Raw genomic sequence first — 24,014 nt, 5'->3', positions numbered from 1 at the left:
GGCTTCTATTGCCGCACTGACTAAAGTATTAACGTGCCAACCATAAATTCCCCGGGGGCTATCTGGTTCAATGACGGGAACAACTTGTCCTGAGAACAGGCGTACTGTCCGCCCAGTAATCCGTCCCGGAATACTGACACGCTCGATATATTCGGGGCTGTCTTCTGCTTGCACTTGTCCCGAAAGAAGTTCCTGTAAAGCCGCATAAACTTCGCGGGAAAAAGAGCCAAGGGGTTCAATGGCGTAAATTGGCGTACCCCAAAAATCGATCGCTGGAGCAGTAGGAGCCACATTAGGGAACGCACCCTACAAGATCGGCGTACTGCTACGCAGTGCCTTCGGCATCGCACCGTTAAGTCTCTCATTCTAATTTTGTCTTCTTCAATAACTGTAAAGTGTCCATACCAGTCATCCCGCAATGAGATAACCTTGGCAACTTTCTCAGCGACTACAGATCCAGAAGGTACTCTTATTCTAAACAAAATAATACCAACACTGGCCGGCAACCTTGAACGAAAGGCGAGTTCTCCAAAATCTTGATCAAATGTCAAGAGAATACGATTTTCTGCTTGGGCGCGACTTAAAACTTCACAGTCCGAGATTCCGGGGGATTCCACCCTAATCCACAGGACATCATGGCCATTTTGTCGTAGGGCTTCAACCGCATCAAGGGGGAAATTTTCGTTCGCTAGAAAACGGATCAGTTAAGCAGGAATAGCATAGACTTTCTCAGATTTGAGCATTACACTAGCATAGCTAAGACAAGCTTGAATATCTTCTACTGTAATACCTGGGTAGTTTCGCAGAATTTCATCAATACTCCAACCTTGGGCGAGAAGATCGATGATAAATTCAACCGCAATCCTTGTTCCTTTAATGATAGGTTTTCCCACCAAAATATCGGGATTTAGTGTAATTCGAGTTTCCCAGTCCATAGCTACATCATTGAAAGTGTTTTCAAAAAGGTAAAGGCTGCGTGGGACGCACCCTATATCTCGTTTTATTATAACAGGATTTGGTATCACAGTTTCAATCAATGTGCATGGTGCGTTCCCCAAAAATCGATCGGTGGAGCAGTAGGAGTCACATTAGGGAACGCACCCTACAAGATCGGCGATCGCACTGAAGCCATTGATACTCTTTATCCTCGCTCAAGAACCAATTCTCCTTTTTGGCTCTTCGTTACTTGGTATGGTTCGATAGGGGGGCATAAATTGACTAAATCCTTATCTGGCAAAAGACTTAATTGATGAGTTTGCTTTAGATCAAAAACAATTGACAAAAATCGCTAAACGCCTTTCTATATAAAGGTTCCATCCCTTATAACCCCCGTCCATTGCATAACAATTACCGAAGAGCCTCCTTTTTTAACTTCAGATACCGATGAACTAGCCCTGTTTACACCCTCCACCGAGGACTTGCGGCATAACGGTCTAGTTAGGCTTTTCGCTAAGGGTAGGGTAATACATTTAAATTTTGAATAAATCGGTAGTCTCGTTGATTCTTGGTGATAAAAGGGTAATTCCATATTATTGCTGTACCTGCAATCAAGCCATCGGCAATCAGCAAACCGTGACTTAGCCGATACAAGCGAAGTAAGTCAACCGCTTTGTCTGAAATAGGTTGGTCAATTCTGATTACATCAAACTGTTGAAGGAATTTTTCCAGCGTCCGTAACTCTGACTTGTTAGTGCAGCCAACAATTAGTTCCATTTGTGTAACTACGCTAATTGCTAATCTGGAACTTGATTGTAGTCTTTGCAGACAATTGACTGCTTCAGGAATACCACGACCAACATCAATGATTATGTCGGTATCTACGATAGTTGAACTAGCCATTTGTCTTTGACCACTCGCTTTCTCGTAAATTTCGCACCCAAGTAGTACTATCTAAATCTTGACGATCGCGCCACATTCCAACAAAGGGATCATTAACTAAATCAACATTTGACGATGCAGACAGAGGTTCAGAATATATGTACTTTTGTTTCAAAAAAGCGATCAGGCTGACTACTTGGCTCTGTGCTTCAGCAGGCAAAGATAAAAATTCACCTAAAATCTCATGAGTCATGGTTGTATCCTCCCCCATATCACGCCCAAAAGCGTGTTAGCCAGATTAGCTTACTGCAAAGAGCCTCCTTTAAGGAGACTTATCACAGAAGCCTTCTGGGAATGTAGCAAAGATTCTTGTATCTGGCTGCACTTTGTCACAAAATTTCACTATTATTTCGGGTAAGGTATCGTAAATCCCTTGATAGATTCAATCGGGACTAACTTCTGGGAAACCCGCTATAGATCTCCTGCAAAAATCAAAAACCTGACCTTAGGTTAGGAGAATCCGAGACAGGAGAAGAAAAAAGACATAGAAAATTTAGTACAAACGCTCTGCTCTCCCTGCTCTGGCGCTCCCTAGCTTACCAGAGGTCGATTATTCACCAAATGGTATCAAAAAAATCGGGTCTAAAACCTCGTCTTTACTCATTTTATTGTAACGGGATTTGGGATCACAACTTCAATCAATGTGCATGGTGCGTTCCCCCAAAATCGATTGATCGCTGGAGCAGTAGGAGCCACATTAGGGAACGCACCCTACAAGATCGGCGATCGCACTGAAAAAGTTTGTTGGTGGGGCTAGGGTGTGGGGTGTGGGGTGTGGGGTGTAGGGTTTTACCCATTTTCAGGCGGTCAATTACCTAATTTTCAGGGAAAAAGTACCTGAATTTTACCCCCGATCACTCCGATAGCCAGTACTTTTTGATTTCCCAAAAGTCTAAAAGTCTTACCCAACAAGGTTTTTAGATTTATTCAGCAAGCTCTAAGTAAATTTTGATATAAATTACAGGGCAAGAATGGAGGATTTGGGGTGGCACAACAGAAACATTGTCCCCATTTACTCGGTTACAGTTTGTCTGCGAGTTGTTAACCATCGATTCAGGGAGCGTGAACTCTCGCTACTGCGCCGACCAGCTAATAGTCCTTCGATACCAATATGCTCATCTAGATCGAGCCATTCGATAGCACATCCATCCGCTAAGAGTTGCCAATTTTGACGCTCGGCGGGGGAGGCGTGCAGTAAACGAGGGTACCATGTTAGCGGAACGGTGATGCTGCGACCGTCGGCTAGGTCGATTATTAATTTATCGTCGGTTAGGGTCACTTGATGGGCAATTGGCTCGGTTTCAAGGGTCAAAGTAATCATGCCATGCGCTTAGGATTGCGGGTTGATGTTCTGTTATTAGTTTAGCAATCTGGTTTAATTCATGTTCTTTGAATCCTCGGTTTTTCTCTAAGGTAATGGGATCAAGCCAATATTTAGCGAGTTTGCGATCGCGTTTGACATGGATATGGGCTGGCTCTCGTTGATCTGAACTGAAAAAGATAAAACTGTAAGGCCCAACTTGAAGGACGGTAGGCATGAGAAAAGCTATTTTAAAGGTATATTTAGCTCTATGCTCTTATTATATGTCAATTTCTCTAATTCACAATTACCCACAAAAAAAGAGACCCTTGCGGTTCTCCTGTTGTAATACCTTCAATTAACGCTTAGTTTTTGTCTGCCTAGGCGCGGCGGCGCTTGAAGCCAGCCCCCAGAGCGACGACGGCCCCCAGACCAACGAGAGCAGAGGGTTCCGGGGTTTGAGCGGGAGGAGCGGCATCGCACTTAAACCCACAGCTTCAATCAATGTGCATGGTGCGTTCCCCAAAAATCGAGCGGTGGAGCAGTAGGAGCCACATTAGGGAACGCACCCTACGGCTGCGTTGTTAGACCGCGCCTCACCGAATCTCTTCTAGCACTGGCTCATAAGGCTTCAATCTTGACCTTACCGCCCTCAATGTTATCGACCTGCAACCGATATCTGTAAAGCAGCGCCATTCCTAGTAGAGGCTCTGTTTCTGATTCTGCAATATCAATCTCTTGGTACTGCCCATCCCATATCACAGTCCCAGTGTACAGATCAAAATAAGTTTCACTGCCATCACCCAGCGTGATAAAATCAGAACCACTCCAAGGTAAATTTAATGTAGCGATGATTGTAGAGGGCAAAGATAAAAATCCATTGAACCCAGTATCAATCACCGCGTCAACCGCTTGCAGTTGCCGATTTGAGTTTCCGACTACAATCCTTAGCGTGGCTTCACGCCGCAAATTTACAACACCTTCCATCATGGATTTTTCTTCAAACTCCGTGCCCCGAAATGATAAACAGCGCGATGTCCGATACGAATGATCCAAGGTTGGGCATCGGGGTGACGTTCAAAGAGCCGATTAGTTGCAGGCACAACGTTTTCATCGACTTCAAACTCTCCAGTTTCAATGTCGATCGCTACAATCTTACCTTCATTACCGGCTTCGACTTGCTGCCGAATGCCAGATTCGTAGAGTTTTTGCCCTCGCTCGGCTAACTCATCTTTGGGATAACGCCGTTGACGAACTGCCATCTGGTTGACCTCAACTCAGTATTTTGCCTTAATTATACTTTGATTTATTCTAACGAGGTGCTCCCGCTCTACTACTGATGAGCCGCCTCATCGCAAGCCCCCCAGTGGTGCACTTCAAATTTGAATCGGCGCTTCAATCAATGTGCATGGTGCGTTCCCCAAAAATCGATCGCTGGAGCAGTAGGAGTCGCCTTAGGGAACGCACCCTACAAGATCGGCGTGCTGCTACGCAGTGCCTTCGGCATCGCACTACAAATCATCAATCGTTACCAACCCACCTTCCGTAAACTGAATCACAAGTTCATGGCTATCTAATAAAGCAGTTCCAACCAGGGGTCGCCGCCCTGTGGCAAATACACGAGTTTCTCGCTCCTCACCATTCCAGATAATAATTGCTTTGTGAAGAGGCAGCATTACTTGGCTGTTGTCTGCTAAATTCGCACGCATATCGTACCTGAAAGGAAGATTCAGTAATGCTACTGCTTCGGGTGGTAAACAAAGCTCATCTGTAAATCCTGTATCTACTACAAACTCAATCGGAAAGTCAGCGCGATTTGGAATCCGAAATGGGATAGTGATGATCGGGTGTCCATTAGCCACAATACCTGAAATCACTTAACTACACGCTCCATAACACCCCCACCAAAAGCGGCGGCAACGTTGTAGCCAATTTTGATCCCAAAGAGCCGAGCATGGGGGTGTTTCTCGCTCAATAAGTCAGCAGCGTGTAAGCCATTTTCATCAACTTTGTAGTCACCTGTTTCAATGTCAATGATAACCATCTTGCCAATGTTCTCTTCAACTTCCACCTCTTGGCGGATTCTGCTTTCGTACAGTTTCTCTGCACGTTGAGCAACTTCTTCACGGCTTAAAAGGATGGCTTGCATATACTAACTCCTGATTACGATTTGACTTCTGGAGGCCTCTCTATAATATCTCACAGGTCTGTAGGATGAGCTAATGCCCATCCTACTACGTCTCTACAAGATTGGTGTACTGCTACGCAGTGCCTTCGACATCGCATTTAAACCCACGGCTGCAATCAATGTGCATGGTGCGTTCCCCAAAAATCGATCGCTGGAGCAGTAGGACTTGCATTAGGGAACGCACCCTACAAGATCGGCGATCGCACTTGCTAACGACAGATTCTTTCTCTAAATGATATACGAATTTCATTCAAAAGCTCCTCATATTCATGTTTATATCGCCGATTACGGTCAATTTGTTCTTCTGCTATATCTGGGACTACAAACCGCAGATCTCCTTCTGAACGTATCTCTAAAAGTCGAATTTTTCCGAGTCTAAATTCACCAAATATTTTTAAAATATTTTTAAGTTTTTCATAGTCTATTTCATCAAAAAAGATTGCGCTTTCTTCAACTTTTTCGAGCGTTGCTCTTAGTTGGCTAGAAAAAGTCAAAACATTCTCATGAGTTGCTTGTTTCCACAAATCATTTCCAGCCAAACGTAATAGCTGAAGTATTCTCCACATATCCCAATATGATCGAAACTTGGCTGTAGCATAATCATTTAACTGTGGAGATGAAATATTTAGCTGATTTCGGAAATACTCAAGTTGCTCTCCTAATGGTACTGAGCCATTGAAGATTGCTATGTTACCACCAGCGCTCAATGCTCTTGCGTCTATCACTCCTGCTTCTGATGAACCGCTTTTATTTGTGGGGGGCTGATTGAAATGGCTATTTGAGCTTGTAAGTGAGATGTCACCTCTGGCTCTAATATCTTCTGCATCAATACCTTGTCCAGTTCTCTCATCTGCCATAAATCGCCCTTTTCGGCTTCTTATACCTTTAGCTTTGATGCCACCTTTCTGCTCTGAAGCGTTTGTATTTCCTGTCTTGAGACTTAGCCAATACCCAATTAACAGACCAAAAACCGCGAATGCGATCATCCATAAAATCATTTGATCATTAAATTTTTCACCAATAGTTCGTTGCTGAATAGCCGCTGCAATCAAATTGAAAATGACATTGACGATAGCACCAACAAAAAGACCAAGAACTGGGTATATGTACTTTCTTTGCATAAACCAATATCACGCCCAAAAGCGTGTTAGCCAGATTAGCTTACTGCAAACAATCTCTTTTTAAGGAGACTTATCACAGAAGCTTTCTAGGAATCTAGCAAAGATTCTTGTATCTGGCTGCACTTTGTCACAGAATTTCACTATTATTTCGGGTAAGGTATGGTAAATCCCTTGATAGATTCAATCGGGACTAACTTCTGGGAAACCCGCTATAGATCTTCTGCAAAAATCAAAAATCTTCCGTTAAGTGAGGAGAATCCCAGACAGGAGGAGAAAAAAGACATAAAAAATTTAGTACAAAAGCTCTGCTCTCCCTGCTCTGGCGCTCCCTAGCTTACCAGAGGTCGATTGCGACGACAATTATCGCAATGACCACAGCGAAAATTATCGGCATTTTCCTGAAACCCAAAGGCATTTAAGAGAAAGTGCCAACGACAGCGACGGGTATAGAGGTAGGGAAATATCTCATTTCTGGGTTTAAAAGTCATCTTGGCTGAATTATGAGGATAAATAAGCCGATAATGAAAAGGATCGAGCCATTCTAGGCGATCGAGACTGTGTAAAAGGGAGAGAATGAGCGCACCATCGGGAAATTCGGCACTAATCGCCTCTACTTTGCCCTCTAGGGGAATTTGGGCTAAAATTTGCCAAGCTTGTCGGTATTGGCGTTCCTGTTGGGAGTTAAAGAATTTTTGCTGGTTTTTATCGCTATTATCTAACCATCCCGTCGGTTCACTAATTAAGGTGAGAGCCTGCATTTTACCGCCATCGCGACCACCGCGGCCGATTTCCTGTAGGTATTCCGATAGTAAAGCTGGGGGTTGGTAGTGGACAACCCAACGCACATCGGGTTTATTGATACCCATGCCAAAAGCTGAGGTACAGACAACAAAAGTTAAATCCCCCCGCAGCCAATTTTGTTCTATTTCCCGACGCTGAAAGGGGGATAAACCGGCATGATAGGCACTGGTGCGATAGTGGAGAGATTGCAACCATGCCGCTAAATTTTCACTATGGCGACGGGAACGAGTATAGATCAGGCCGGATTGTCGAGGTTGACTGGTGAGGAAGTTTAATAGTTGATGACGACGACAACCGGGGCTAATACATATTTTGGTGCTTAAGTCAAGGTTTTGACGGTAGGGATTTATTAAGAAAAGTTGTGGTTTTTCTAGTTGTAAGACGCGGGTGAGAGTCTCACGGGTAGCGGGGTTAGCGGTGGCGGTAAAAGCAGCGATCGCTATTTGGCTGCCGGCCGGTTTCGATTGTAGAAGAGCGGGACGGACAGCCCCAAGACGACGGTAAGCAGGACGAAAATTATCGCCCCACTGGGTTAAACAATGGGCCTCGTCGAGGATGAGAGCGTTAATTTTAACGTGGGGAAGGGTTAATTTTGACCAGAGGGGCGGACTTAAGAGGGTTTCTGGGGAAAGATAGAGAAGTCGTAGGGTTTGATCTGCGATCGCTGCTAAGGTTTTCTTTCTCTGTTGTCGGGGGATTTCGTGATGAATCAGGGCAACGGGTAGTTTTTTAGCTAATAATTCCTCCACCTGATTTTCCATCAGGGCCACTAGGGGAGAAATCACTAGGGTTAAGCCGGTTTTTAATAAAGCGGGCAATTGAAAACAGATAGATTTACCGAATCCCGTGGGCATGACAATTAGGGCATCTTGTGCCGCTAGAATTGTCTCGATAATCTCCTGTTGGGGAAAGCGAAAGGCCTCATAGCCCCAAATTTTTTGAAAAATAGTCTGGATGCTTTCGGTATCGTGGGAAGACATGGTTAGACTGCTGGGAATTATGAATTATGAATTATGAATTATGAATTGGGGAGCAGGAGAGTGGGGTGTGGGGTGTGGGAATTATGAATTATGAATTATGAATTATGAATTGGGGAAGTGGGGTGTGGGAATTATGAATTATGAATTATGAATTGGGGAGAAGGGAGCGGGGGAGAGGAGAGCATTTGTATCAAAATTCAGGGGCTGGTTTAAAGGCGCAACCGGTTAGAAACCTCTGGGTTAAACAGTTTGAGCGGTTTTTACTATCCTGGAAGGGTAACAATTTTTCCCATAATTGAATTTTTTTGCACTTCTTTAATAATCTGTTACACTTATAGCGATCAATCTTTGTCTGGGGAATTACTGATGACTGAACCTGTTAGCACCACTGACCCCGCAGTAGAAACCGCCACGGAAGCGCAACCCAGTTACGTTAAGCTGGCGATGCGGAATATGGTCAAGAAAAAAGGCGTCTCGTTAAAACACTTTTTTTTGACTACGGCAGCCTTACTGGCCTTTTTTGTCGGTGTTTCCTATCTGACGCGTCCCTAGGATGAAATCTGGTGAGTGAGACTTTGCCCCTAGTGGTGGATTTATGCCTACAGGATAATTATTTTAATCCCGGAAATAGTCCTGTGGATGGCCAAACTTGGCACTATTGGTTGGAGACATGGTTAGGCTATCTATCGGATTATCTCCCCGTTGCCGCCGGTTATGAACTAAGTTTGCGTTTAACAGACGATCAAGAAATTCGGACCTATAATTGCCAATATCGCCACAAAGATCAACCGACGGATGTTCTCGCTTTTGCCGCTCTCGAAGTGGATTTCCCGATCGATCAGGGCATTTTAGAGACAGAACCTTTATATTTGGGGGATATTATCATCTCTGTGGAGACAGCACAACAACAGGCTTTAACACAAAATCATCCTTTGGCGCGAGAATTGGCCTGGTTAACTGCCCACGCTTGTTTACATCTCTTGGGTTGGGATCATCCCGATGAAACAAGTCTCTTGGAAATGCTATCTTTACAGGAAACTTTGTTAAAAACCGTCAAAATTGCCGATACATAGTTAGTTATTTTTGTCAAGCATTATTGAGGAATATGAAGACAAACTATCATAAAGCCAACCAATCTGCCAGCCTATCTAATCCCTATCTCAACAATAATTTTATCCCTCGATCGGGACAGGTGAGTGAGGGCAACAATCCCACTCAAAGAGAATACGCTTGGCAAGTCGCCTCGAATCTGTTAGTCAGTTTTCGCTACGCTTGGGCCGGAGTCCGTTATGCTTTTGTCAGTCAAAGAAATTTTCGCATTCACACCCTGATTACCCTAGTAGCGGTTAGTTGGGGCTTATTTTTGCGGGTTGATGCCATGGAAATGGCGATTGTCACCCTTACCTGCGCTCTGGTGATGGTCTTAGAATTAATCAACACCGCCCTAGAATCAGTGGTAGACCTGACGGTGGGGCAATCCTACCATGATTTAGCCAAAATAGCGAAAGATTGTGCCGCTGGTGCCGTTTTAATCGCCTCGATCGCCGCTTTACTCGTAGCGGCTTTTATTTTTATTCCCCATTTATTAGTTTAAGCTGGAAGCTTTTTTCCGTGATCAGCTGTACTGAATTTAAACTGCGTAGGGAAAAATTAAGTACAAATGCTCTGACTTCTCCTCCCTGCTGCCAACTCCGGCACTCCAGTGCAGTCCTAACCAGTAATTTAGATAGGGTTTGCGGCAAAAAGTACGGGCGAAGCATTCGGATAGAAAATCTCCGGTTTCACCGATAGGTTATTGCCCGAATGCTTCGCCCCTACAGGACGCGGGCCGATGAAGATGCAAGGTTTTGAACCACGATTCTCTCAAAATCTTGCACCTGTTTCGCAAGAAAAGCCCCAAAACCCTTACCTTGCCTACATTTCACATTTATTCAGCCAACCCTAGATAGTCAACAGCTTAACTGATAACTGATCACTGATCACTGATTTGACATAAGGGGACTCGACAGCTTTTAGCCGATAAATTTAACTTTTCTTAACCTAAGCCTAAACTGGCGAGGGGAGAGGGTTTCGCTATATATAAAAAATTGTAATCGTCGATACAGCAAAAAATCTCTTTTGTCCCCCTATAGGTTAGAATATAGTTAGTGATAAGACTTCTTTTGTAGATCTTGCAGGAAATCTCCCATGAGTGCCATAACTTTCTCCACCGCTCCCACCGCTTACTCTATCAGGATGATTAAGGACGAAGTCCGTCAGATGGTAGAACAGGGGGTAGTGAGCAGACACCAACCGATCTACACCCTCTGTCAGTTCATTCCCCCCCGGGAGTGGGTTTGTGTTGAATGTGAACTAGAACGATGTGACTACCTTCTCAGAGACCAAATTGGTGACTTAATCGCCTCGGAATCTTGGGATAATGATTAAAATCTCCCGTTTGCCGATGGGCAAAAATCGGACTGATCAGAAATTTAGCAGCCTTGTCCACTTTCTTAAACTATTATAATTCAGCCCCGGTTAATTCTGGGGCTGAAACTATGGGGATAGGAAGGGTGTAATTGTTAAGAAAAAAGAAGTTTTGGCAAAATTTTGCCAAGTTAGTTTAAAAGTTGCCCATTGCCAAGGGACGCTATCTCTAACATCCCAGAATTTTCTCTAACTTAAAATCAGTAGTTGGCGCTGTTGTAAAGAACGCACACCAGTTAATCCTAAAGCAACTTGAGCGTCGATTTCTCCCACGGTTAAACGACCATCACAAGCTTGTAAAAAAGCAAATTCTCTTTCCGAGAGATTAACCGGTCGATAATCGTAGTCTAGAACACTTGCACTAGGCCAGCCGTAAAGACAGGGATGAACTTCGGCCACTGCATTCTCTAGGACTTGATCCCCGGACCAATCGGCAGTCAGAATCGGTGGTTTAGCGAGGAAAAATTCATAGTGGGTGATTTCCGGGTCTAATAATTCCGTCAAGCGATAACGTTCCCTTTCCCCTAAATTTTGCGCTCTAGCCATCAATTCGGGGGATTTACCCAATAAACGCTCTAATTGCCAGTAGGAAGGGTTAGAAAAGCCAATAAAGGCTAATCCTGACGCATCAATCAGTTGAAAGAGGGTATCGATATTGTAGTCCACTTCCCGGGGGTGAACGTACATATCAGCGAAGGACTCATCGCGATGATTTTCCATTGACCAACGCTCTTTTTCCCGTTTCAAAATGCGATTATTTTCCGGTAGGGAGGCAAAAATCTCTCGGCCGACAGCGACCCCATCTTTATAATCGCCGCGTCGGTCTCCCTGCAAAAGTGCGATCGCAGATTGCATTAACTGGATTTCCCAGCGTCCCAATTGTGCATAGACGAAAATGTGCAGCAGACCACCGGGGACCAGTTTTTGTGCGAGGGATTGAATCCCTTTAATCGGGTCCGGGAGATGGTGCAGCACCCCGACGCAGTTAATTAAATCAAATTCTCCCGGGAGATTAGTGGCTGATTCAAGGGGTAAATGGTGAAAATCCAGAGAACCTCGGTGCTTTGTCGCAACTCCCGAACGATTACAGCGTTCTTTGGCAATTTCTAGTGCTTTTTCACTGATATCTATCGCAACTACATGAGCGAAAGGGTTGAGCGCGAGCAGATATTCGGTTCCCGCACCAGTACCACAACCCGCATCGAGAATCCGGATATCCTCTCGTTCGGGTTTACGATGACAACAAAAGTTATAGGCAGCAATCCAATTCCAGCGCCAATTGTAACCCGGAGGGGGTTCGTCTAGGAGCGGTTCGGGGGGGAAAGGATAGGTATTGTAGAGACGTTGTACAGCAGTGCGAATAGTAGCGTCGTCGGACATGAAAATTGGCAGAGTTTAGGATAACACTCGATCGATTGTCTCACAGACGGCAGCGATCGGGAAAGTCAGCCGGGGTTTTTTTGAGTTAGTCGAGGGTAAATGATAAATAATCATTATGACTATCCAGTTCTGTGCCAAAACTAGATATTATTTCTTTGGTCGATATTTTTTTCTATTCCTTGTCCTACTGTCTCTTAACCCTATCTAAGTTTTACTGGCAATTATTGGAGAGTCATTCTCTAACAATTATCTCAAATACAAGCAGCTCTTGCCGATACAAAAACCATGAAAATTAAGTCTATAAAGCTTATTAATTATCGAGGTGCAGTCAGTTTAAACATCGACTTTCATCGGCAACTCAACGTATTCATAGGAGTTAATGGTGCGGGAAAATCCACCATTTTAGACAGTTTGGCTATTATGCTTTCATGGTTAGTTAATCGCCTAAAAAATACTAATGCCAGTGGACGACTTCCAGAGATTAACGAAACCGAGATTAATAATGGTCAGTGGACGGCTATAATTGAAATCACTGGGGTGACGGAAGATAGTCAAGAGATTACTTGGAAAATAGTAAAAACTAGGACTGGATATATCCACGCTGGGGAACGGAGTAATTTTAGCCAATTAAATGAATACAGTCAAGAAATACAACGACAAATTACTGATCATCAAGGACAAATTAACTTACCTTTATTTGTTTATTATTCTGTTAATCGAGCAGTGCTGGATATACCCTTAAAAATTAAAACAAAACATCAATTTGAATCTCTAAGTGCCTACGAAAATGCTTTAACCAGTGGATCAGATTTTCGCACTTTTTTTGAATGGTTTCGCGAGCGCGAAGATTTAGAAAATGAAAATAGAAAATATCAGGATTATCTAATTAAACCAGAAGGTTTTTGTTTTCCTGATCCCCAATTGGAAGCGGTTCGGGAAACGATCGAACGTTTTCTACCCGATTTTAGTAATCTTAGCGTCCGTCGTAATCCCTTGAGAATGGAAGTAACAAAAAAGAATAAAATAGTTACTGTTAATCAACTTTCTGATGGAGAAAAATGTCTGATTGCTATGCTTGGAGATTTAGCTCGAAGAATGGCGATTGCTAATCCTCAAAATCCTTATCCCTTAACGGGTAATGGTGTTATTATCATTGACGAAATTGATTTACATTTACATCCTCAATGGCAAAGATTTGTAGTACCTAAATTACTAGAAGTTTTTCCTAACTGTCAATTTTTTATTTCCACCCATTCTCCTAATATTATCACTCATGTTCAACCAGAAAGTTTACACTTCATGGAACAAACAGAAATGGGAATAAAAATTCATCCCGTGCAGGAGTCCTACGGCAAAAATGTTGATCGAATTTTAGAAGATTTGATGGGATTAGAGACAACTCGTCCCAAGGAAATCGCTGAAGCTTTGAAAGATATCTATGAACAAATATCTCAAAATCAATTAGAGGCAGCTAAAAATAATATCAATGATCTCAGAGCTAAAATTCAAAATGATCCAGAATTAATTAAAGCTGAAGTTATTATTCGACGCAAGGAAATTATCGGAAAATGAAGTATATTAGGAAAAGACAAGAACCACCGGAGTTTAAGAATTGGAAAGAGCAAGCTAACTCAGATTGGCAGCCCGACTTTAGAAATTTAGCGGGAAAACCAAAAGAAATACTAATTAAAGCGTTGATGACAGAACAGGGAGAAATATGTTGTTATTGTGAAAATCGATTGATTGATGGTAAATGCCATATAGAACATTTTAAACCTTAAAGTTATCCCACTGTTGATCCCCTAGATTATGCCAATTTGCTATGTTCCTGTCAGGCAAATCTTAAGTCTGGTGAACCTCGGCACTGTGGTAATCTAAAAGATAACTGGTTTGATGAAAATCTCTTAATCTCTCCACTTAATCCCGATTGTGAGTCTCACTTTGCTTTTAACTATGATGGCACAATTAAACCCGTACAAGAAGATGATCAAAAAGCAATTAATACTATCGAAAAGTTGGGATTAAACCTCAACAAAATTAAATAACTGCGTCAGAAAGCCATCGAGCCTTTTTTGGATGAGGAGATAGATAATGCTCAATTAAAAGTTTTTGTCAATGGATATTTATGCTTAGATGATCAACAAATCAGCGATTTAATTGAATAATTTTTCCTTGACAAAAAGACAAGAATTATTATAAAAGTTTAGATAAACCATAAAAAATATAAAGTCTTATGAAGATTATTCAAGAATTATCTCAAAAGTCAGCAATTGATGAGATTCTGGCCAGATAATGGGGATGGAGGGGTGAATCAACCTTACCCGAAGTTGAACAGAGATTGTTGTCGAGAGTCGGAGAGAAAAGCAATGAATATCAAGGATACATTACACAATTTTGTCCAGTACCTAACAGAGGCTTTCGCTCGCATTTTTAGCCCCAACAATGATGAATATCCCGATGTGGGGATGCAGCCTTTTGATTCTGAACCTTACCATGCTCCCAAGGGTAATTCTTAACTAAAAATGACGGGTAATTGCTTTGAGATAAAAGCTATGGGTAGGGATAATAACCCTACCTGATTTTATAGAAAAATAATTAATCCTCTGCTTGCCAATCGGGACAACTATCACTATCCCAACCGTAGGGATGGAAACCGCAGACGAGAAGATTGCCTCCGTAGATATAACCGTGATAATTACGGCAACCGATACAAGCAGGATGGGTGTTAGGATCGGGGTTAACCTTAGGAGTGAGGATAAAATCCGAGGGTTCATCTAATCCCGAAAAGGGGTATTCATCGAGGTTAAAAAATTCTTCTAATTCCTGGGGTAAAACCTCTTGAATAAACTGTTCCAGATCGATGATAATCTCCTCATTAATTTCTTCGATAGTTTGGGCTACTTCTTGGAAAAAAGTTTCAATTCCCAGTGCCACAGTTTCGATAACTTCCCAAAAATCTTTCTGCCAATCGTCCATGTTTATACTTGCATCCCTTGTCTGGTAATAATTAATTATTTGTCGCTAAAATCTAGGTTTTAATCCCGTTGCAGTTTCCGTAATTCCTCCTGAAGACGTTCCACCTGTTGCCGCAATTCATCTACTTTTGGATCGGCTGCTTTGGTGTCCTCCTCATCTTCAATGATTTCTATCCGTCGGGGTTCATGGGGAATATTAGATTCGTTAGCTGCTACCGTTTGCTGTTGTGCCTGTTTCACCAACTCATCAACGTATTTCCTCGCTTCTTCCGCGTTTATTTCGCCGCGAGAAATCATTTCATCGGCTAATTTTTGGGCTTGATTTCTTAATTCTTGTAAATTTACTTCAGCTTTTTCGGCGGCATAAGTAGCAATGCCTACACCCAAATAAACTGCTTTTTTGACTAAATCACCTAAGTTGGCCATCGCAAAAATCCTGAATTGATCGCTCTTACCTACTAGAATAAACGATCCTTCTCCCAAATGGAGATGGGTTTTGGGAGTCAGTGAACAGTGAACAGTAATCAGTAATCAGTGAACGCTTGCGCCGCTAATGTAACACCATGAACATTTTTCAGCCAATATCCAAGAGAGCCATCAGTGAACTGAAAACTCACATCTGATAACTGATAACTGATAACTGGTAACTGATAACTGATGAGGTAAAGTTTTGTAAATAGATGCGGTGGTGGCGACAGCAAAATTGATCGCTATAAAGATTAAATTTTAGTCAAATTGCTGGTTTTTCGCCCTCAAAACGACGATAGAGCCTCATCAGGTCATTTTTGACCTAAATAGTTTGATTAAGCTCAAAATAACTAAATATTGCCTATAGCTGCCGGCAGCCAGCAGCTGGCTGAATTGATTTGTGTTCATCCTCAGCAAAGATTTAAACTAAAGAATCGAGACCAGATTCCCGATTTAATCACAAAAAACTATGTTTCCTATTCATCGCCCCCGTCGTCTGCGTCAAACCCCTCAAATGCGCCGTCTGGTGAGTGAAACCGTCTTGACAGCCAATGACTTTATCTATCCTCTTTTCGCCACGACGGGGGAAGGTATTGCCTTAGAAGTCAAATCGATGCCGGGGGTGTATCAATTATCAATCGATAAAATTGTTGACGAAGCCAAGGAAGTGCGGGATTTAGGAATTCCAGCGATTATTTTATTCGGGCTGCCAGAAAGTAAAGACACAGAGGCGACGGGAGCATGGCACGATCATGGTATTGTGCAAAAAGCAGCCACAGCAATTAAAGAGGCAGTTCCCGATCTACTCATTGTCGCCGATACTTGTTTGTGTGAATATACCAACCATGGTCATTGTGGTTATCTGCAAACGGGAGATTTAACCGGCAGGGTGTTAAACGATCCTACTCTGGAATTATTGCAAAAAACCGCCGTTTCTCAGGTAAAAGCGGGAGTGGATATCATTGCACCGTCGGGAATGATGGATGGTTTTGTCCAGGCAATTCGTCAAGGATTGGATGAGGCTGGTTATAGTGATACACCAATTCTTTCCTATACCGCTAAATATGCCTCTGCCTATTATGGTCCGTTTCGGGATGCGGCTGATTCTACGCCCCAATTCGGCGATCGCAGAACCTACCAAATGGATCCGGGTAATGCCAGAGAAGCCTTAAAAGAGGTGGAATTAGACGTATTAGAGGGAGCAGATATGTTAATGGTAAAACCTGCCCTGTCTTACCTGGATATTATCTGGAGAATCAAGGAAATGACTAATTTACCCGTGGCTGCCTATAATGTATCGGGGGAATATTCAATGATTAAAGCGGCGGCGTTAAATGGCTGGATTGACGAAAAACGGGTGACTTTAGAGACTTTAACCAGCTTTAAACGGGCCGGTGCCGATATTATCTTAACCTACCACGCTAAGGATGCCGTGCGCTGGTTAGCAGAGGGTTAAACTTGATGATTGAACCCATGCCGATCAGGATAAGGGGGGGTGAGGTTGCTACTATTAATTCTAGGGATTACCCGAAAAAAATACTTTCCAACCAGCTGTAGCGATCGCACTTGCCAAAAGAATAATTAATGTCCAAACCTGATTTTTTTGGGTTCCTTCCACTGATTGTAAGCGATTATCGATTCCCTCAACCTTTTCGGTTAACTTTGCCTGTCCTACCTCTAGCTTATTTAACCGTTCGTCGATTTTGTCAAATTTTTGGTCAACATCTTTTTGGAAGGTGTCAAATTTTTGGTTAACATCTTTTTGGAAGCTGTCAATTTTCCCCTCAATCCTAGTCAAAACAGCTTCTAGGGAATAGGTAACGGTTTCGTTAGACATAGTATCAACTCCCATTAGATATATTTTCTCGGTCCGCTATCGGAGACTATTTTAAGACTAAACCAGTTCACCGCTTTCTTGTAAAGAGTGGAGACGCTGATAGATTCCCTGCTGATTTAATAATTGGTCATGGCTACCGATCTCGACAATGCGACCATTATCCAAGACGACAATTTGATCCGCTTCTCGAACGGTACTGAGACGGTGGGCGATAATAATCGTGGTGCGAGTGCCTAAAATGGATTTCATGGCTAGTTGAATGGCTCTTTCTGACTCATAATCTAAGCTAGAAGTAGCCTCATCAAAAACTAACACATCCGGATCGACAATTAAGGCCCTAGCAATTCCTAAACGCTGTCTTTGTCCCCCCGAAAGACGCACGCCCCTTTCCCCTACAATAGTGGAATAACCATTAGGTAATTCATGAATAAATTCATCGACGCGGGCAATTTTACAGGCTTCTGCTACCTTCTCGAAGCTAATATTAGGATTACCGTAGGTGAGATTTTCTAATACCGTACCATTAAACACATCTACTTCTTGATGGACAATCGCTAACCGTCGCCGATACCAAGTGACATCTAAGCGACGAATATCCTCGCCATCCATCATAATTTGCCCTTGATTCGGTTCAAAATAGCGGAAAAGTAACTTAACTAAAGTGGATTTTCCTGAACCCGATCTTCCTACTAATGCCACGGTTTGATAGGGTTCAATCAGCAGATTAATATCCTTGAGAATAGTTCTTTCTGGACTATAGCCAAAGTTAAGATTTCTTAATTCTAATTTCCCCGTAAAATGATAGGGATTATCTTGAGCATGATCGGCTAAAAGACTACCTGCATCAGTGCCACTGGGTAAGTTGATAAATTCCTGTAAACGGGCCATAGAAGCATAGCGACGAGCGAAAGTTTCTGCCATTTGGGATAGGGGATCTAATTCCGCATAGGCCATACTAGCTAGGGTATAGGTGGTGATAAAATGCCCGATCGAGATTTTCTGTTGAACGGTGGCTAGAAGAGTAAAGAAAAATACTCCAAATAAACTAGCTTGTACAAGGGTTTTTTCCCAAGTAATTAAGTCCACATAACCCTTATGAATGCGATGGATAACGTAGGTAAATTCTCTCTCTAAACGCTGTTTTTGACGATATAACTCCTGTCCTTCCGTGGCAAAAGCTTTGACAGTTTTGATATTAGTAATAATCTCAGAATTGCGACTTTGAGTATTTTCGATGTGCCGATCAAGAGTTCTTTCTTTTTGCATTAAATCTTTTAAATCTCTGACAATAAAAACTAGAATTAATACAAAAGAAATGACAAAAGCGAGGGCGATTTGCCATTGAATTACCCAAATAACAATAAAGATACCAAAAACTCTAAACAATTTTGGGATCATCATTCCCGCCACTTCGGGATAAGTCCAAGTATAACTTTCTATCCCTTTGGCAATCCGGTTAGCGATGCGTCCTGGATTATTTTCATCGTAAAAAGATAGGGGTAAGGTGAGAATTTTGGCAATAATTTTTCTGAGATGATCTCGTCGCGCTCTTAAGGATATTTCCCAGTGAAACCATACACTCAGCCAAGGCTGAATTGGTGCTTTAATTACTGTGGTTAGGAAAATTAAGCCTAATAATACCGCCAAACTAACCCACTTTTCTGAGGCAAAGGGAGTTAAAATCATGGTGCGATCAACTAAAGATTGCACGAATCCATCTAAAGGTTGATCGGAAAGAACATTAAGAATCTGTCCGACAGCGTAGGGAACCATCAGATCGATAATTTCAAAGACACTGGAGGCAGCAATGCTCAAAAAGGCGGCTTTTTGATAATTGCGATAGTAACTGAGAATATCGCGGAAGGAAGCCATAACATCAAGTAAATTGCCAATTTTTAACTTCTATCTGGTAACTGCTAACTGAAGAGACTGACGGCACTTTTATGATTGTTTTTCTGGAGTTACCATTATACTACAATACTACAAAAATCTGCCGACCTAGAAATTTATAGGACAAAAGCCTTGTCATAGTCTTGTATTCTCAATCAGCTATTAGTCAGGAGACGATGCCAGATCAGCTTATATTTCATCCTTGGCAGAAGCACCACAGATCAATTTATCTAAAATTTTGACGAATATTATCACAAAAATTAATAAATTTCTGAAAGGTTTTTAAGTGTTCAGTTTTATCGATACGCTTTTTTAATTGATTAAGATAGTATTGTTCTTGAGCTACCCCAGGGAATTTTTTAGAATAAGACAACTTTTTAGCTTCAAAAATAGACTTTAGATAAGCAAAATGAAAATCGGCATGATTTCTGCAATTAAATCTACCCATTAGTTCGGGATCATTTTCGTAAACATCATAGTGTTGAACATAATCAGCTAAAAGTCCCTGTAAAGGTTGTTTAGGATTAAATATTGTGCGATTGCCTAATAGCCATGTTTCAAAACAGCGATTTTGAATAATGATCACGATTTCAAGTTGTGCGGGGATAGTAATATTTTTGGTGATAAAGTCATTAACATATTGTTCTCTTTCTTCGACAGTATCCTCATCAGCATCGAGACAGATGACTAGATAGTTATATTTGGATACTTCTTGAATTTTATCGATGGCGTTAGGAATTCCCTCATCAAGTATCGAGGGGTAGCCATTACCACTAATCAGAAAGTAATTGTTGTGATTGACTTGATCGTAAAAATCAACTCGCTTAAATTCGGGAATAAGATAAGTTAACCAGGCAGTATAAAGCTTTTTTTCGGTACTTCTTCCTTCAACTAAAAAATAAATATTCATCGATTAACTAATTCCTTGGGGAAATTCTTCTAGGACATTGATAAGATCAATAAAGGCTTTTTGTCGAGTTTTAGAAATATGAAAATCAGCCGCATTGTGTACCTGAATTACTCCTCCTTTACGAGTGACTATTTTCCAATAGGCAGGACTGATATTATTAATTATATAGGGATGATGACTGGTAATAATAAACTGTAAATCTCGATAATTAACTAATAAATCTTCTGTTAAAGTGTCCAAACAGTTAACCCCCAAACTATTTTCAAATTCATCGATTAATATAACACTGCCATCAGGAGATAATTTGATCGTTGCTAAGAACATCAGGCTTTTTATCATTCCAGAGGAGATATTTGGTTCTACAATCCAGACATGAGAGTTTTTTTCTTTTATTTGTATGCGAGGTAAGTCTTCAAGTAAAAAAATTGGAGTTAATGAAACAAGCATACCAATATCACCTAGTTTGAATGGTTCTAAAAATTCTATTTTTAAATCTTCAACTTGAGGGAAAATATCTAAAAACTTTCTCTTTATTATCTCGAACGTATCGGGATATTTTTTATAAGTGATCAGTAGTTTGTCGGAAATAGGAAGTTGACTCGATTGTAATTCAGAGAGAGAGGTATATTCGTAGTCTCTAAGGATTTTATCCAATGTTGAAGATGAGATATTAAACTTAAGTGGATTGAAAACCATTTTGTTAAATTCCTGTCGAACAGGGAAAACATCTTCTTCTTGATTGAAAAGCTCTATACAGCTTAAATAAGATGGTAGTTTTGGTGTCTTTGAATGTTTAAACTCAATTACCTCTTGATTTCTTGCGATCAAAACCTCTTGATCTTTTAAAAGAGTTTCCCTAATTATACTAACCTTATTTTCGCCGTCATTACTATTGACTTCATCTTCTTCAATCTTGATGAGAGAACGAGCTTTTCTAACCTCAAATTCACCCAACCAATGATAACGAACATGATCATTGGTTAAAAGTTCTACATCCCATTTTACTCCATTTATAGACTCACCGTTAGCGATTCTTTTTAAATTACTAATAGCCTTTAAAATCGAGGTTTTTCCTGCACCTGAGATACCAACTAATAAATTCAAATCTGGAAAAACCTCGCAAGAATCTATACTTAATCCAGAGGATAAATCTTGATAGGATAATTTCAAAAGTTTCATAATAATTTCTTTCCCTCTGCCAAAACTAAAAAGGGTGAGGATTGACTCACCCCAAGATTTTACTGAGGATCGAGTTTTAGGACTGCCATAAATGCCTCTTGCGGGACATCAACAGTTCCGATCGCTTTCATCCGTTTCTTCCCTTTTGCTTGCTTGTCTAACAGCTTTTTCTTGCGGCTAATATCACCACCATAACACTTAGCTAAGACATCCTTTCTTAAAGCGGGAATATGTTCACTAGCGATAATTTTAGAACCAATAGCGGCCTGAATGGGAACCTTAAATTGATGCCGGGGAATCAATTCTTTTAACTTTTCGGTTAACGCACGACCAACATAATAAGCTTTATCCCGGTGAACGATCATCGCTAAAGCATCAACGGGATCACCATTGACCATAATATCTAATTTAACTAGCTCATTTTCCCGATAGCCAATTAATTGATATTCCATACTAGCGTAACCGCGCGATCGAGATTTTAATTGATCAAAAAAGTCTGTCACCACTTCCGCTAAAGGTAACTCATAAATCAAAGCGGTGCGGGTTTTAGTAAAATAACGCATATCCTTGAAAACTCCCCGACGACTTTGACATAATTCCATCAAAGCGCCTACATAGGTTTCCGGAGTAATCATTTCCACTTGGATATAAGGTTCCTCAATTTTTTCCCGTTTTTGTGGGGAAGGTAACAAACTGGGATTATCCACTTCGACAATTTCGCCATCGGTGGTAGTGACCTGATAAACTACCGAGGGAGCAGTGGTAATTAAATCTAAGTTATATTCCCTTTCTAGTCTTTCCTGCACAATTTCCATGTGTAGCAGTCCCAAGAAACCGCAACGGAAACCAAAACCCATGGCGCTAGAAGTTTCCGGTTCGTAGGATAGGGCTGCATCGTTTAATTTTAACTTTTCCAGGGCATCTTTGAGATCGGCATACTGATCAGCATCCGTGGGGAATAATCCGCAGAAAACCATCGGTTTTGCTTCTGTATAACCGGGTAAAGGCTCTTGTGCCGGTTTAGCGGTTAGAGTAATCGTATCACCCACCCGGGCATCAGCGACGGTTTTAATCGCGGCTGCCAGATAACCCACTTCTCCCGCGTGAAGTTCATTTACCTGTACCTGTTGCGGTGATAAAATTCCCAATTCATCGATCACAAATTCTTTACCAGAAGCCATAAAACGAATTTTATCGCCCTTTTTCACCCGACCATCCATGACGCGGAAATAGACAATTACCCCTCGATAAGCGTCGTAATAACTATCAAAAATTAAAGCTCGGAAGGGTTCTTCGAGGGTATCTTGGGGAGGGGGAACTAATTGGACGATCGACTCTAGAATATCATTAATACCGATCCCAGCCTTAGCCGAGGCCCGAATCGCCTCACTACAGTCTAAACCCACCACTTCCTCGATTTCCGCCGCGACCCGTTCTGGTTCGGCACTGGGTAGGTCGATTTTATTTAAAACTGGGATAATTTCGAGGTTATTTTCCAGTGCTAGGTAAACATTGGCTAAAGTTTGCGCTTCTACGCCTTGGGACGCATCCACAACTAATAAAGCTCCCTCGCACGCCGCTAGAGACCGAGAAACCTCATAGGAAAAATCCACATGGCCCGGGGTATCAATCAGATTGAGAACGTATTTTTGACCATCCTTAGCGGTGTAATCCATGCGTGCCGCTTGTAACTTGATGGTGATACCTCGTTCCCGTTCCAAGTCCATATTATCAAGAAATTGTTCTTTCATCTCCCGTTGGGCTACGGTTCCCGTAATTTGCAGGAGGCGATCGGCGAGAGTTGATTTACCATGATCGATATGAGCGATGATGGAAAAATTGCGAATGCGAGAAACGGGAACGTCAGTCATCGTGGTTCACTGCTGGCAAAAGTCAGGGGTTTATAAAATTTTAGATTCCTTCACTCATTGTAAAGGTAAAGTCTCTAAGGCTGGAGCAAAAGTGAAAAGTAAAAGGTAAAAAAAGCTAAACTGCAAGTATAGTCAGGGTTTTGGCCTTGGCTTTCCCTCTCGGCATCCACAGGAAACTATGGTAGGCTTGATTATGGTGACAAAATCAGGGAAAGGGCAATGGCTCAGGAAAAGCTCTATGATTTGTCCAAATCCCATTACTATAGATAAACTCTTGGATAAGAATCCTCGACTGACGGGTAGAATGATAGATAGCAATCCTTGATAGAGCTTATGAACGACAATGCTACACCGACTCAGCGCACGGCGGAGAAAGTTGAAATCGCTATTCACATTGACTCGGAAGTGTTGGAACAGATTAAACACCTGACTAACGATCCTAGTCGCATTATCGAAACGGCGATTAAACAGTGGCTAAGAGGAGAGAGGGAACCAGATAAGGACTTAACCCGCCATCTTCTCCGCAATCCTCCCGTCCCACCCAAAGGGGAATGGAATGACTAAGATTTTTCAGTCTCTAATAGGTTATTTACCGACGAAGAGACTGAAATATTTTCTTAGGTCAACCATTGATGGTCATTGAGATTTTTTCCCCAACTAAGCTAGTCAATAGTAGTATTGGCTGTAACGACAACGCAACGGTTTAATCTATTGAAAACAATGGGTTCATCGTCTTCATTGGAGTACTGGCGAGATGGAATTAGTGCCGG

Annotated in this window: 29 protein-coding genes and 3 pseudogenes; 10 read left to right on the top strand and 22 right to left on the bottom strand. The window is 41.9% G+C overall.

Features of this window, described 5'->3' with window-relative positions; all coding sequences use genetic code 11:
• From MICAI_RS18140 to MICAI_RS18085, 14 genes and pseudogenes are all read right to left on the bottom strand, one after another.
• Positions 1–255: pseudogene (locus tag MICAI_RS18140) on the bottom strand (peptidase S8); the annotation flags it as partial.
• Positions 256–389: 134 nt separating this feature from the next.
• Positions 390–701, bottom strand: a pseudogene (locus tag MICAI_RS27340) (DUF5615 family PIN-like protein); the annotation flags it as partial.
• 3 nt (positions 702–704) lie between these two features.
• On the bottom strand, positions 705–935 hold the full coding sequence (locus tag MICAI_RS18135) for a DUF433 domain-containing protein (protein WP_002779924.1): 231 nt from the start codon (positions 933–935) through the stop codon (positions 705–707).
• Positions 936–1,449: 514 nt separating this feature from the next.
• The gene (locus tag MICAI_RS18130) at positions 1,450–1,839 is read right to left on the bottom strand and encodes a type II toxin-antitoxin system VapC family toxin (RefSeq protein ID WP_002763446.1); all 390 of its coding nucleotides are present in this window, start codon (positions 1,837–1,839) and stop codon (positions 1,450–1,452) included.
• Positions 1,832–2,071: a hypothetical protein gene (locus MICAI_RS18125; RefSeq protein ID WP_002739406.1), complete on the bottom strand. Its 240-nt coding sequence runs from the start codon at positions 2,069–2,071 to the stop codon at positions 1,832–1,834. Before MICAI_RS18125 ends, MICAI_RS18130 begins: the two co-directional genes overlap by 8 nt.
• 819 nt (positions 2,072–2,890) lie before the next feature.
• Positions 2,891–3,199: a DUF2442 domain-containing protein gene (locus MICAI_RS18120; RefSeq protein ID WP_002752921.1), complete on the bottom strand. Its 309-nt coding sequence runs from the start codon at positions 3,197–3,199 to the stop codon at positions 2,891–2,893.
• Entirely contained in the window at positions 3,180–3,416 is a 237-nt protein-coding gene (locus MICAI_RS18115; protein WP_008205592.1) for a DUF4160 domain-containing protein, read from the bottom strand. The genes MICAI_RS18120 and MICAI_RS18115 overlap by 20 nt, the downstream gene beginning before the upstream one ends.
• 142 nt (positions 3,417–3,558) lie before the next feature.
• On the bottom strand, positions 3,559–3,609 hold the full coding sequence (locus MICAI_RS27335; RefSeq protein ID WP_230400958.1) for a hypothetical protein: 51 nt from the start codon (positions 3,607–3,609) through the stop codon (positions 3,559–3,561).
• Between the two features lie 190 nt (positions 3,610–3,799).
• On the bottom strand, positions 3,800–4,168 hold the full coding sequence (locus MICAI_RS18110) for a hypothetical protein (protein ID WP_008205589.1): 369 nt from the start codon (positions 4,166–4,168) through the stop codon (positions 3,800–3,802).
• Complete coding sequence (locus MICAI_RS18105) at positions 4,165–4,440, bottom strand: hypothetical protein (RefSeq protein ID WP_002752924.1); 276 nt, start codon at positions 4,438–4,440, stop codon at positions 4,165–4,167. The genes MICAI_RS18110 and MICAI_RS18105 overlap by 4 nt, the downstream gene beginning before the upstream one ends.
• A gap of 249 nt (positions 4,441–4,689) precedes the next feature.
• Positions 4,690–5,055, bottom strand: coding sequence for a clan AA aspartic protease (locus tag MICAI_RS18100; RefSeq protein WP_008205585.1), 366 nt, complete (start codon positions 5,053–5,055; stop codon positions 4,690–4,692).
• On the bottom strand, positions 5,052–5,327 hold the full coding sequence (locus tag MICAI_RS18095) for a hypothetical protein (protein ID WP_002739245.1): 276 nt from the start codon (positions 5,325–5,327) through the stop codon (positions 5,052–5,054). Before MICAI_RS18095 ends, MICAI_RS18100 begins: the two co-directional genes overlap by 4 nt.
• Positions 5,328–5,575: 248 nt before the next feature.
• Positions 5,576–6,487, bottom strand: coding sequence for a hypothetical protein (locus MICAI_RS18090; RefSeq protein ID WP_008205583.1), 912 nt, complete (start codon positions 6,485–6,487; stop codon positions 5,576–5,578).
• 329 nt (positions 6,488–6,816) lie between these two features.
• Positions 6,817–8,268 carry a RecQ family ATP-dependent DNA helicase gene (locus MICAI_RS18085; protein ID WP_008205581.1) on the bottom strand — a complete coding sequence of 484 codons (1,452 nt, stop codon included), beginning with the start codon at positions 8,266–8,268 and terminating at the stop codon, positions 6,817–6,819.
• A gap of 366 nt (positions 8,269–8,634) precedes the next feature.
• Here MICAI_RS18085 and MICAI_RS18080 point away from each other — a divergent pair, with 366 nt between their 5' ends.
• From MICAI_RS18080 to MICAI_RS18065, 4 genes are all read left to right on the top strand, one after another.
• Positions 8,635–8,820 carry a DUF3285 domain-containing protein gene (locus tag MICAI_RS18080; RefSeq protein WP_008205579.1) on the top strand — a complete coding sequence of 62 codons (186 nt, stop codon included), beginning with the start codon at positions 8,635–8,637 and terminating at the stop codon, positions 8,818–8,820.
• An 11-nt stretch (positions 8,821–8,831) separates the two neighbouring features.
• A complete protein-coding gene (gene ybeY / locus MICAI_RS18075) occupies positions 8,832–9,341 on the top strand; it encodes an rRNA maturation RNase YbeY (RefSeq protein ID WP_008205577.1) in 510 nt (169 codons plus the stop codon).
• A 32-nt stretch (positions 9,342–9,373) separates the two neighbouring features.
• Positions 9,374–9,862 (top strand): diacylglycerol kinase family protein, encoded by a 489-nt coding sequence (locus MICAI_RS18070; RefSeq protein WP_008205575.1) that lies wholly within the window; start codon positions 9,374–9,376, stop codon positions 9,860–9,862.
• A gap of 593 nt (positions 9,863–10,455) precedes the next feature.
• Positions 10,456–10,695 (top strand): DUF4327 family protein, encoded by a 240-nt coding sequence (locus MICAI_RS18065; RefSeq protein WP_002738935.1) that lies wholly within the window; start codon positions 10,456–10,458, stop codon positions 10,693–10,695.
• Between the two features lie 228 nt (positions 10,696–10,923).
• Here MICAI_RS18065 and MICAI_RS18060 read toward each other — a convergent pair whose 3' ends face one another.
• Positions 10,924–12,114 carry a class I SAM-dependent methyltransferase gene (locus MICAI_RS18060; protein WP_008205570.1) on the bottom strand — a complete coding sequence of 397 codons (1,191 nt, stop codon included), beginning with the start codon at positions 12,112–12,114 and terminating at the stop codon, positions 10,924–10,926.
• 285 nt (positions 12,115–12,399) lie between these two features.
• Between MICAI_RS18060 and MICAI_RS18055 the strand changes: the two genes are divergently transcribed.
• The 4 genes and pseudogenes from MICAI_RS18055 (at position 12,400) to MICAI_RS18045 (ending at position 14,630) form a co-directional block, all read left to right on the top strand.
• A complete protein-coding gene (locus MICAI_RS18055) occupies positions 12,400–13,686 on the top strand; it encodes an AAA family ATPase (RefSeq protein ID WP_008205568.1) in 1,287 nt (428 codons plus the stop codon).
• Positions 13,683–13,895 (top strand): hypothetical protein, encoded by a 213-nt coding sequence (locus MICAI_RS27330; RefSeq protein ID WP_008205566.1) that lies wholly within the window; start codon positions 13,683–13,685, stop codon positions 13,893–13,895. The genes MICAI_RS18055 and MICAI_RS27330 overlap by 4 nt, the downstream gene beginning before the upstream one ends.
• Before the next feature lie 33 nt (positions 13,896–13,928).
• Positions 13,929–14,159 (top strand): annotated as a pseudogene (locus tag MICAI_RS27325) (TIGR02646 family protein); the annotation flags it as partial.
• A 321-nt stretch (positions 14,160–14,480) separates the two neighbouring features.
• Positions 14,481–14,630 carry a hypothetical protein gene (locus MICAI_RS18045; RefSeq protein WP_002752187.1) on the top strand — a complete coding sequence of 50 codons (150 nt, stop codon included), beginning with the start codon at positions 14,481–14,483 and terminating at the stop codon, positions 14,628–14,630.
• 79 nt (positions 14,631–14,709) lie between these two features.
• On the opposite strand, the gene MICAI_RS18040 is transcribed toward MICAI_RS18045, so the two are convergent.
• Positions 14,710–15,090 carry a hypothetical protein gene (locus MICAI_RS18040; RefSeq protein ID WP_008205561.1) on the bottom strand — a complete coding sequence of 127 codons (381 nt, stop codon included), beginning with the start codon at positions 15,088–15,090 and terminating at the stop codon, positions 14,710–14,712.
• A 59-nt stretch (positions 15,091–15,149) separates the two neighbouring features.
• Complete coding sequence (locus MICAI_RS18035; protein WP_008205559.1) at positions 15,150–15,515, bottom strand: phasin family protein; 366 nt, start codon at positions 15,513–15,515, stop codon at positions 15,150–15,152.
• 511 nt (positions 15,516–16,026) lie between these two features.
• Here MICAI_RS18035 and hemB point away from each other — a divergent pair.
• Positions 16,027–17,013: a porphobilinogen synthase gene (gene hemB, locus MICAI_RS18030; RefSeq protein WP_008205555.1), complete on the top strand. Its 987-nt coding sequence runs from the start codon at positions 16,027–16,029 to the stop codon at positions 17,011–17,013.
• A gap of 60 nt (positions 17,014–17,073) precedes the next feature.
• On the opposite strand, the gene MICAI_RS18025 is transcribed toward hemB, so the two are convergent.
• The 5 genes from MICAI_RS18025 to lepA form a co-directional block, all read right to left on the bottom strand.
• Positions 17,074–17,394 carry a DUF4164 family protein gene (locus MICAI_RS18025; protein WP_039900492.1) on the bottom strand — a complete coding sequence of 107 codons (321 nt, stop codon included), beginning with the start codon at positions 17,392–17,394 and terminating at the stop codon, positions 17,074–17,076.
• 57 nt (positions 17,395–17,451) lie between these two features.
• A complete protein-coding gene (locus tag MICAI_RS18020; protein WP_008205552.1) occupies positions 17,452–19,266 on the bottom strand; it encodes an ABC transporter ATP-binding protein in 1,815 nt (604 codons plus the stop codon).
• Positions 19,267–19,510: 244 nt separating this feature from the next.
• Positions 19,511–20,194 (bottom strand): hypothetical protein, encoded by a 684-nt coding sequence (locus tag MICAI_RS18015; protein ID WP_008205550.1) that lies wholly within the window; start codon positions 20,192–20,194, stop codon positions 19,511–19,513.
• Between the two features lie 3 nt (positions 20,195–20,197).
• Positions 20,198–21,373, bottom strand: a complete 1,176-nt coding sequence (locus MICAI_RS18010) for an AAA family ATPase (protein WP_008205549.1) — start codon at positions 21,371–21,373, stop codon at positions 20,198–20,200.
• A gap of 59 nt (positions 21,374–21,432) precedes the next feature.
• Positions 21,433–23,244 carry a translation elongation factor 4 gene (gene lepA / locus MICAI_RS18005; protein ID WP_002762209.1) on the bottom strand — a complete coding sequence of 604 codons (1,812 nt, stop codon included), beginning with the start codon at positions 23,242–23,244 and terminating at the stop codon, positions 21,433–21,435.
• Positions 23,245–23,577: 333 nt separating this feature from the next.
• Here lepA and MICAI_RS18000 point away from each other — a divergent pair, with 333 nt between their 5' ends.
• Positions 23,578–23,808 (top strand): type II toxin-antitoxin system CcdA family antitoxin, encoded by a 231-nt coding sequence (locus MICAI_RS18000; RefSeq protein WP_008205545.1) that lies wholly within the window; start codon positions 23,578–23,580, stop codon positions 23,806–23,808.
• The last annotated feature ends 206 nt before the right edge of the window (positions 23,809–24,014 follow it).

It is taken from the genome of Microcystis sp. T1-4 (assembly GCF_000297435.1).
GTDB lineage: Bacteria > Cyanobacteriota > Cyanobacteriia > Cyanobacteriales > Microcystaceae > Microcystis.
Note: the sequence above shows the minus strand (reverse complement) of the source record. Positions and strands in the feature narration are given on the sequence as shown.

What these genes read in the sequence shown, in the direction of transcription:
- MICAI_RS18135 (WP_002779924.1), bottom strand. Translation starts at nt 935, where the DNA reads ATGGACTGGGAAACTCGAATTACACTAAATCCCGATATTTTGGTGGGA.
- MICAI_RS18130 (WP_002763446.1), bottom strand. Translation starts at nt 1,839, where the DNA reads ATGGCTAGTTCAACTATCGTAGATACCGACATAATCATTGATGTTGGT.
- MICAI_RS18125 (WP_002739406.1), bottom strand. Translation starts at nt 2,071, where the DNA reads ATGACTCATGAGATTTTAGGTGAATTTTTATCTTTGCCTGCTGAAGCA.
- MICAI_RS18120 (WP_002752921.1), bottom strand. Translation starts at nt 3,199, where the DNA reads ATGATTACTTTGACCCTTGAAACCGAGCCAATTGCCCATCAAGTGACC.
- MICAI_RS18115 (WP_008205592.1), bottom strand. Translation starts at nt 3,416, where the DNA reads ATGCCTACCGTCCTTCAAGTTGGGCCTTACAGTTTTATCTTTTTCAGT.
- MICAI_RS18110 (WP_008205589.1), bottom strand. Translation starts at nt 4,168, where the DNA reads ATGATGGAAGGTGTTGTAAATTTGCGGCGTGAAGCCACGCTAAGGATT.
- MICAI_RS18105 (WP_002752924.1), bottom strand. Translation starts at nt 4,440, where the DNA reads ATGGCAGTTCGTCAACGGCGTTATCCCAAAGATGAGTTAGCCGAGCGA.
- MICAI_RS18095 (WP_002739245.1), bottom strand. Translation starts at nt 5,327, where the DNA reads ATGCAAGCCATCCTTTTAAGCCGTGAAGAAGTTGCTCAACGTGCAGAG.
- MICAI_RS18090 (WP_008205583.1), bottom strand. Translation starts at nt 6,487, where the DNA reads ATGCAAAGAAAGTACATATACCCAGTTCTTGGTCTTTTTGTTGGTGCT.
- MICAI_RS18085 (WP_008205581.1), bottom strand. Translation starts at nt 8,268, where the DNA reads ATGTCTTCCCACGATACCGAAAGCATCCAGACTATTTTTCAAAAAATT.
- MICAI_RS18080 (WP_008205579.1), top strand. Translation starts at nt 8,635, where the DNA reads ATGACTGAACCTGTTAGCACCACTGACCCCGCAGTAGAAACCGCCACG.
- MICAI_RS18070 (WP_008205575.1), top strand. Translation starts at nt 9,374, where the DNA reads ATGAAGACAAACTATCATAAAGCCAACCAATCTGCCAGCCTATCTAAT.
- MICAI_RS18065 (WP_002738935.1), top strand. Translation starts at nt 10,456, where the DNA reads ATGAGTGCCATAACTTTCTCCACCGCTCCCACCGCTTACTCTATCAGG.
- MICAI_RS18060 (WP_008205570.1), bottom strand. Translation starts at nt 12,114, where the DNA reads ATGTCCGACGACGCTACTATTCGCACTGCTGTACAACGTCTCTACAAT.
- MICAI_RS18055 (WP_008205568.1), top strand. Translation starts at nt 12,400, where the DNA reads ATGAAAATTAAGTCTATAAAGCTTATTAATTATCGAGGTGCAGTCAGT.
- MICAI_RS27330 (WP_008205566.1), top strand. Translation starts at nt 13,683, where the DNA reads ATGAAGTATATTAGGAAAAGACAAGAACCACCGGAGTTTAAGAATTGG.
- MICAI_RS18045 (WP_002752187.1), top strand. Translation starts at nt 14,481, where the DNA reads ATGAATATCAAGGATACATTACACAATTTTGTCCAGTACCTAACAGAG.
- MICAI_RS18040 (WP_008205561.1), bottom strand. Translation starts at nt 15,090, where the DNA reads ATGGACGATTGGCAGAAAGATTTTTGGGAAGTTATCGAAACTGTGGCA.
- MICAI_RS18035 (WP_008205559.1), bottom strand. Translation starts at nt 15,515, where the DNA reads ATGGCCAACTTAGGTGATTTAGTCAAAAAAGCAGTTTATTTGGGTGTA.
- hemB (WP_008205555.1), top strand. Translation starts at nt 16,027, where the DNA reads ATGTTTCCTATTCATCGCCCCCGTCGTCTGCGTCAAACCCCTCAAATG.
- MICAI_RS18025 (WP_039900492.1), bottom strand. Translation starts at nt 17,394, where the DNA reads ATGTCTAACGAAACCGTTACCTATTCCCTAGAAGCTGTTTTGACTAGG.
- MICAI_RS18020 (WP_008205552.1), bottom strand. Translation starts at nt 19,266, where the DNA reads ATGGCTTCCTTCCGCGATATTCTCAGTTACTATCGCAATTATCAAAAA.
- MICAI_RS18015 (WP_008205550.1), bottom strand. Translation starts at nt 20,194, where the DNA reads ATGAATATTTATTTTTTAGTTGAAGGAAGAAGTACCGAAAAAAAGCTT.
- MICAI_RS18010 (WP_008205549.1), bottom strand. Translation starts at nt 21,373, where the DNA reads ATGAAACTTTTGAAATTATCCTATCAAGATTTATCCTCTGGATTAAGT.
- lepA (WP_002762209.1), bottom strand. Translation starts at nt 23,244, where the DNA reads ATGACTGACGTTCCCGTTTCTCGCATTCGCAATTTTTCCATCATCGCT.
- MICAI_RS18000 (WP_008205545.1), top strand. Translation starts at nt 23,578, where the DNA reads ATGAACGACAATGCTACACCGACTCAGCGCACGGCGGAGAAAGTTGAA.